At 70.7% G+C, this 7,441-nt stretch carries 8 protein-coding genes; 6 read left to right on the forward strand and 2 right to left on the reverse strand.

What is annotated here, in order from left to right:
• Positions 1–33: 33 nt before the first annotated feature.
• Both VFW79_RS11210 and VFW79_RS11215 read right to left on the reverse strand, forming a co-directional pair.
• A complete protein-coding gene (locus VFW79_RS11210) occupies positions 34–1,053 on the reverse strand; it encodes a magnesium transporter CorA family protein (RefSeq protein ID WP_329677388.1) in 1,020 nt (339 codons plus the stop codon).
• 85 nt (positions 1,054–1,138) lie between these two features.
• Positions 1,139–1,387, reverse strand: coding sequence for a deoxyribodipyrimidine photo-lyase (locus tag VFW79_RS11215; protein WP_329677389.1), 249 nt, complete (start codon positions 1,385–1,387; stop codon positions 1,139–1,141).
• Between the two features lie 108 nt (positions 1,388–1,495).
• On the opposite strand from VFW79_RS11215, the gene VFW79_RS11220 reads away from it, so the two are divergent.
• From VFW79_RS11220 to VFW79_RS11245, 6 genes are all read left to right on the forward strand, one after another.
• Positions 1,496–2,143, forward strand: coding sequence for a hypothetical protein (locus VFW79_RS11220; RefSeq protein ID WP_329677390.1), 648 nt, complete (start codon positions 1,496–1,498; stop codon positions 2,141–2,143).
• A 130-nt stretch (positions 2,144–2,273) separates the two neighbouring features.
• A complete protein-coding gene (locus VFW79_RS11225; protein WP_329677391.1) occupies positions 2,274–3,470 on the forward strand; it encodes an EAL domain-containing protein in 1,197 nt (398 codons plus the stop codon).
• A 198-nt stretch (positions 3,471–3,668) separates the two neighbouring features.
• Positions 3,669–4,724: a zinc-dependent alcohol dehydrogenase family protein gene (locus VFW79_RS11230; RefSeq protein ID WP_329677392.1), complete on the forward strand. Its 1,056-nt coding sequence runs from the start codon at positions 3,669–3,671 to the stop codon at positions 4,722–4,724.
• A 156-nt stretch (positions 4,725–4,880) separates the two neighbouring features.
• Positions 4,881–6,164 carry an ammonium transporter gene (locus VFW79_RS11235; protein ID WP_329677393.1) on the forward strand — a complete coding sequence of 428 codons (1,284 nt, stop codon included), beginning with the start codon at positions 4,881–4,883 and terminating at the stop codon, positions 6,162–6,164.
• Complete coding sequence (locus tag VFW79_RS11240; protein ID WP_329677394.1) at positions 6,164–6,502, forward strand: P-II family nitrogen regulator; 339 nt, start codon at positions 6,164–6,166, stop codon at positions 6,500–6,502. Before VFW79_RS11235 ends, VFW79_RS11240 begins: the two co-directional genes overlap by 1 nt.
• A 136-nt stretch (positions 6,503–6,638) precedes the next feature.
• On the forward strand, positions 6,639–7,441 hold an 803-nt coding region (locus VFW79_RS11245), incomplete at its 3' end, for a phosphomethylpyrimidine synthase ThiC (protein WP_329677395.1).

The raw sequence follows: 7,441 nt of genomic DNA on the forward strand, positions 1-7,441 counted from the left end.
CGAGGACGGCCGACGCCGAGGTCCCAGCGGCCCCTACAGCCAGTCGCGGCGCTTGAACGAGATGTAGAGCCCCACGCCGAGCCCGACGATGATGACGACACTGGAGATGTAGCCCGACGGCTGGGCGAATCCCGGGTAGGGCACGTTCTGCCCGAACCACCCGGTGACGGCGGTCGGTACGGCGATGATCGCGGCCCACGCGGTGAGCTTCTTCATGACGGTGTTGAGCCGCGCGTCCTGGAGCGACAAGTTCGTCTCGAAGATGGTCGTGACCATGTCACGCAACGACTCGGTCCACTCCGACGCGCGCAGCACGTGGTCGTAGAGGTCGTCGTACCACGGGTCCATCTCGGCAGGTGCGTCCAGGTCCTTGCGGTGGCGGACGACGGCGCTGACCACCTCGCGCATCGGCAGCACGACACGGCGCAGCTCCACGAGGTCACGCCGGATGCGGTACGTCTGGCGCTGCAGCTCGGTGGTCGGTGCGCGATCGTCGAACAGCAGGTCCTCGAGGCCCTCCATCGCCTCGTCGAGGACCTCCACGGCCTCGAAGTGACCGTCGACGACGGCGTCGAGCAGCCCGTGCACGAGGGCCGAGACGCCGTACTTGAGCAGGTCGGGGTTCTCGTCCCAGCGGCTGACGACCTCGTTGATGTCGAACCCGGGGTCCTGCCGGACGGTGACGATGCCGCGGGGCAAGATGAACACGGAGATCCGCGACACCTCCAGGGTCGGCGCGTGACCGGGATCGGTGCCGGCGCCGTCGCCGACCGCGAGCTTCGTGGCGTAGACCGTGAGGAACGTGTGGGTCCCGTAGCGGATCGACTTGACCCGTTCCTGCCGCGCCAGGGCGTCCTCGACGGCCTGCGGGACGAGACCGAGCTCGCGGGCCAGCTCGTCGAGGTGGTCGGGGTCCGGCGCGCACAGGTCGACCCAGACGAGGCAGTCCGCCTCCCCGAGGTACTCCGAGACGTCCTCGAACGGGAAGTCCTCCGTCTCGAGCACACCGTTGCGCCACAGCCGGGTTCGGAGGATCCGGTCGCGAGAGGTCATGGCCCCAGTCTGCCTCGACGGGCGACCCGCTCACGCGGATTGGCCGCTCGCGCCCTCGGTCGGTCCCCCACGCCGCCCCGACGGCTCAGCCGCGCGAAGCCGCGTAGCGCCGCGAGGCCTCGTCCCGTTCCACGGCGTGGTCGAAGGACGCGCGCGCCCCGTTGAGCGCCTCGTGCAGCGCTTCCAGGTGCGCGGGCCCGGCGGACGCGGTCAGCGTCGGGTCGACGACGAACACGGGCAGCACGCCGCCGGCACCCGCTCCGTCGTGCGCCGCGACCAGCGCAGGGTGGTCGGTGCGGCGCAGGTCGCGTCGCAGCCACAAGATGCTGGTCATGCGGCGAGCCTAGAGCGACTCGCGACCCCGTCGGCGCGTGCCTGGGTAGGGTCGGGTCGCCAGGTCAACGGGCGCACCCGTCGGGTGCCGAACGCAGAGGAGACCAGCGTGGACGTGGGCGTCCTGACGGTGGTCGTCGCGCTCCTGGTGGCTCTCGTGCTGCGGCGCAGCCTCATCCTGCGCCGCGACTGGCACACCGCGCGCGGCTTCGCGACCGGCGTGCTCGTCGTCTGGGTCGCCGTGCTGGTCACGGCGAGCGCGTTCGAGGTCAAGCACCAGTGGGTGCAGGCCCGGGCCACGGCGCTCGTCGTGCACGTCTCCGGGTCACGCGGTGCCGTCGCCGACTGTCAGCGCTTCACCCCCGAGCTGGTCGACCTCAGCACCACGTCCGGCTTCGTGTTCTCCGACAGCCAGAACGTCGCCCACCTGCGGCGCACGGTGTGCAACGACCTGTTCGCCTGGCTGCGCAGCAGCAAGCGGACCCCGACCGACGCCCAGGTCCGGGCCGTGCACATCACCGTCCACGAGGCCATGCACGTGCGCGGGGAGTTCGACGAGGGCAGAGCGGAGTGCTTCGCGATGCAGCAGGACGCGGACGCCGCCCGGTTCCTCGGCGCGACGCCGGCACAGGCCGCGGCGCTGGCCCAGAGGTACTACCGCGACGTGTACCCCCGGATGGCGGAGCCGTACGTCAGCGCGGAGTGCGCCGCCGGCCGCGCGTACGACCTGACCCCGGGTGACGGCCAGTTCCCGTGACGCACCCGGGCGGTCACGGGGCGTCGACCGTGACTGCGACTCTGCTCACGTCGGGACCGCGGGACGCCGATAGGGACTTCAGCAAGCAGCTCGTGGGGGCACTCCGGTGTGGCAGGACAGGGAGAAGCGGGTGGAAGCAGCCGTGCATCGACAGGACTCGGCGTCGCTGTTCAACCGCGCCGCCGTGCGCGGCGCGCGGGCCCCCGCGGTGCTGGTGCTGGCTGTGCTCGTCGCGATGCTGATCGGGATCTGGCTGCTGGTCCACGCGACCGGCGGCACCAAGCTGGCCCTGCCGCACCTCTTCTACCTCCCGATCATCCTGGCCGCACTGTCGTTCGGCCTTCGCGGGGCCGTCGTGACGGCGCTGGTGGCGACAGTGCTCTCGGGCCCGGCCATGCCTCTCGACGTCCCGGCAGGCGAGCCGCAGACCACGGCCGGCTGGCTCCTGCGCGGCGCGATGTTCCTCCTGGTGGGCGCTGTCGCCGCGCTCGCCCTCGTCGTCCGGCAGCGCGCCGACGCGCAGCAGCTGTCCACCGAGATCCGCTCGGCGATGACCTCGACGCCCCACGACGATCGCTCGCACGGTGCCCTGCTCCCCCTGATCGACGCGGTGATCGACGGCGCGACCTTCCACCCCGTGTTCCAGCCGATCTACTCGCTCACGGACGGGCGACTGGTCGCCGTCGAGGCACTGACCCGGTTCGACGTCCAGCCCTACCGCACACCGGATCTGTGGTTCGCCGCAGCCGCGCACGTCGGACGCGGGGTCGAGCTCGAGATCGCCGCGATCGCGGCGGCCATCGTCGCGGCCGAGGACCTGCCGGCCGAGGTCAGCCTCTCGGTCAACGCCTCGCCCGCGACCCTCGGTCACCCCGGCCTGCTCGACCTCGTCCGCGCGTGCGACGGGCGAGAGCTCACCGTGGAGGTGACCGAGCACGCGGTCATCGAGGACTACCACCTGATGAAGGAGCGGCTCGTCGAGATCCGGGCCCTCGGCGTGCAGATCGCCGTCGACGACGCAGGCGCGGGCATCGCGAGCCTGCAGCACATCGTCCAGCTGGCCCCCGAGATCATCAAGCTCGACATCTCGCTGACCCAGCACGCTGGCTCGAGCCCGTTTCGACGGGCCATGGCCGGGGCGCTCATCGAGTTCGCCCACCGCAGCGGTGCCCGGCTCGTCGTCGAGGGGATCGAGGACGCGGCCGACCTGATGCTCTGGTCGGCGCTCGGCGCCGATGCGGTGCAGGGCTACCTGGTCGGCTACCCGGGCGCGCTCCCCGCGCTCGCGTCGAACCCGCTCATCGTCGCCATGGCGCCGCTGCACTGACGGCTCGGCGCGCACGACGAGGCGCGCCGCCCGGCGCGGGCGACGCGCCTCATCGGCGCTGACGGCTCCGGATGAAGCACAACCGTGGCCCCGGAACCCGGGACCAAGGTCACGGGTTGCCGTAGGACCTTGGTCATTGACTGAGGGTGATCGCCGTCACAGTCGACGGCGGCACATCACTCCTGAAGGAGTAGCACTGTGAAGGCACTCGTTTACCACGGCCCTGGACAGAAATCGTGGGATGAGGTCCCCGACCCGACGATCCAGTCGCCCACCGACGCGATCGTCCGCGTCGACACGACGACGATCTGCGGCAGCGACCTGCACATCCTCAAGGGGGATGTCCCGGCGGTGACGCCCGGCCGGATCCTCGGTCACGAGGCCGTCGGCACGGTCGTCGAGATCGGCTCCGCCGTGTCCGACCTGAGCGTCGGCGACCGCGTGATCGTCTCGTGCATCAAGTCGTGCGGAAAGTGCTCGTTCTGCAAGAAGGGCCTGTACTCCCACTGCCTCGGCGACGAGGGCGCGTCGGGCATGGGCTGGATCTTCGGCCACCTCATCGACGGCACCCAGGCCGAGCTCGTCCGCGTGCCGTACGCCGAGAACTCCGTCTACAAGGTGCCCGAGGGCGTCAGCGACGAAGAGGGCGTCATGCTCTCGGACATCCTGCCGACCGGGTTCGAGATCGGGGTCCTCAACGGCGACATCCACCCCGGCGACGTCGTCGCTGTCGTCGGCGCAGGGCCGGTCGGCCTCGCCGCGATCATGACCGCGGGCCTCCGTGGACCCGCGCGGATCATCGCGATCGACCTCGACGCGAACCGCCTCGAGCTGGCCCGGACGTTCGGCGCCACGGACACGGTCAACTCCGGCGACGCCGACTGGCGCGAGCAGGTGCTGGCGCTGACCGACGGGCTCGGCGTCGACGTGGCGATCGAGGCCGTCGGCCTTCCGGCGACCTTCACGATGTGCATCGACTCGATCCGCCCCGGTGGTCACGTGGCGAACGTGGGCGTGCACGGCAAGTCCGTCGATCTGGCGCTCCAGAACCTGTGGATCCAGAACGTCACGATCACGACCGGGCTCGTCAGCACGAGCTCGACCCCGATGTTGCTGAGCCTCGTCGCCCAGCACAAGCTGCAGGCCGAGAAGTTCGTCACCCACCGGTTCAAGCTGGACCAGATGATGGAGGCGTACGACACGTTCGGCCGCGCCGCGGAGACCAAGGCGCTCAAGGTGGCGATCAGCCGGTAGTCGTCGACTCACGGGGACCAACCGGCCCCCAGCGGAGCATCGATCGCGCAGGCCGGGACGGACGGTCTGCGCGATCGGGCGTCCGGTGCCAGTACGCTCGCGGGCGGCGCAGCCACGGAAGGGACCGACCGGCCGCCACGCGAGAGAGATGGGCCGATGCACCTGCTGCCCCCTGCCGTTGCGATCGACGCCGGAGACACGGCGTGGATCATCGTCTGCACAGCACTCGTCCTGCTGATGACTCCCGGGCTCGCCTTCTTCTACGCCGGGATGGTCCGGTCCAAGCACGCTCTGGCGATGATCATGCAGAGCTTTGCGACGATCGCCGTCGTCTCGGTGACCTGGGTCGTCGTCGGGTACTCCCTCGCGTTCGACCGCGACGCGGGGGGCGGCCTGATCGGTGGACTTCATCTGGTCGGCCTGACGCACGCCGAGATCTCTGTGCCGGGCCTCCCCCTGAGCGTCCCGCCGCTCGCCTTCGTCGCGTTCCAGCTCATGTTCGCGATCCTCACCGCGGCCCTGATCAGCGGCGCCTCCGCGGACCGCATGCGCTTCGGCGCGTTCGTGACGTTCATCGCGGTCTGGTCGGTCCTCGTCTACGCCCCGATCGCGCACTGGGTCTGGTCGCCCGACGGGTGGCTCCAGCGGGCCGGACTGCTCGACTTCGCGGGGGGAACGGTCGTCGAGGTCTGCTCGGGTGCGTCGGCCCTCGCGCTCGTCCTCGTGCTCGGACCGCGGCGCGGGTGGCCGCGCGAGATGATGGCGCCGCACAACCTGCCGCTGACCCTGCTCGGCGCGGGCCTGCTCTGGTTCGGCTGGATCGGGTTCAACGCCGGGTCGGCCCTCACCGCGGGGAACCTCGCCGCGAGCGCCGCCCTCGCGACGCACCTCTCGGGCGTCGGTGGGATGATCGGCTGGCTCGCGCTCGAGAAGCGGCTCACCGGCAAGGCGACGACCCTCGGCGGGGCCACCGGTGCCGTTGCGGGGCTCGTCGCCATCACCCCGGCGGCAGGCTTCCTCTCGCCCGTCCCCGCGATCCTGGTGGGCGCGACGGCCGGGGTCGTCTGCCTCTTCGCGATCCGGCTGAAGTTCCGCTTCCGCTACGACGACTCGCTCGACGTCGTCGCCGTGCACTACGTCGGCGGCGTGATCGGGACGCTCGCGATCGGCCTGCTCGCCGCGACCGCCGTCAACCCCGCGGTCACCCACCAGGGCCTGCTGCTCGGCGGGGGGCTCACCCAGCTCGGGCACCAGCTGCTCGGCGTGGTGGCGGCCTCGGCCTTCGCCTTCGCCGCGTCGTACGCCATCGCGTGGGCGCTGCGCGCCACGATCGGGCTGCGCGTGACGCCGGAAGAGGAGTACGAAGGCCTCGACTCGAGCCAGCATGCCGAGAGCGCCTACGAGTTCACCGCCACCTCCAGCCTGGGAAGGGTCTCCTGATGAAGCTCGTCACCGCGATCGTCAAGCCGTTCAAGGTCGCCGACGTGCGCGACGCCCTCGGCAGCATCGGGGTGCGCGGCCTCACGGTCTCCGACGCCCAGGGCTACGGACGCCAGGGCGGCCACACCGAGGTGTACCGGGGCGCGGAGTACCAGATCGACTTCGTCCCCAAGGTCCGCGTCGAGGTCCTCGTGACCGACGACACCGTGGCGCACGTCATCGACACGATCGTGACCGCCGCGCGCACCGGCAAGATCGGCGACGGCAAGGTCTGGGTGCAGACCGTCGACGAGGTCGTGCGGGTCCGGACGAACGAGCGCGGGGACGACGCCGTCTGACATCGCAGGGACCGTCGTGTAGCATCGCCAGCGCAGTCACCAAGCACGGGAGCTCGCACCAGCGGGCTGAGAGGACGGCTAGGGCCGTCGACCGTTGAACCTGTCCGGGTAATGCCGGCGTAGGGAGAGCACGACGATGCCCCAGAGCAGCGCAACACCTGTGTCCACCGGCCCAATCCGCGGCAGCTCCAAGCGCGCCGAACGGGTGCCCGGCTTCGGGGAGATGACGATCCCGGTCCGGCGGGTCGACCTGACCAACGGCGAGCACCTCGACCTGTACGACACCTCGGGCCCGTACACCGACGCGGACGCCCTGATCGACCTGGAGGTCGGGCTGCCGCGGACCCGCGCGCACTGGGCCCGGCCGGAGCCCGTCGACGGCGCCTCGACCCAGCTCGTGTGGGCGCGCGCCGGCATCATCACGCCCGAGATGGCGTACGTGGCCACGCGTGAAGGCCTCCCCGTCGAGCTCGTCCGGGACGAGGTGGCACGCGGCCGGGCCGTCATCCCCGCGAACCACCGCCACCCGGAGAGCGAGCCGATGATCATCGGCAAGGCGTTCGCCGTGAAGGTCAATGCAAACATCGGCAACTCCGCGGTCACGTCCTCGATCGCCGACGAGGTCGAGAAGATGGTGTGGGCGGCCCGCTGGGGAGCGGACACTGTCATGGACCTCTCGACCGGCAAGGACATCCACCTCACCCGCGAGTGGATCCTGCGGAACTCGCCGATCCCCGTCGGCACGGTGCCCATCTACGAGGCGCTCGAGAAGGTCAAGGGTGATCCCACCGCCCTGACCTGGGAGATCTACCGCGACACGGTGATCGAGCAGTGCGAGCAGGGCGTCGACTACATGACCGTCCATGCGGGCGTGCTGCTCCGGTACGTCCCGCTGACCGCGGGGCGCGTGACGGGCATCGTCTCGCGCGGCGGGTCGAT

The sequence above is a fragment of the Cellulomonas sp. genome, from assembly GCF_036279715.1.
GTDB lineage: Bacteria > Actinomycetota > Actinomycetes > Actinomycetales > Cellulomonadaceae > Cellulomonas_A.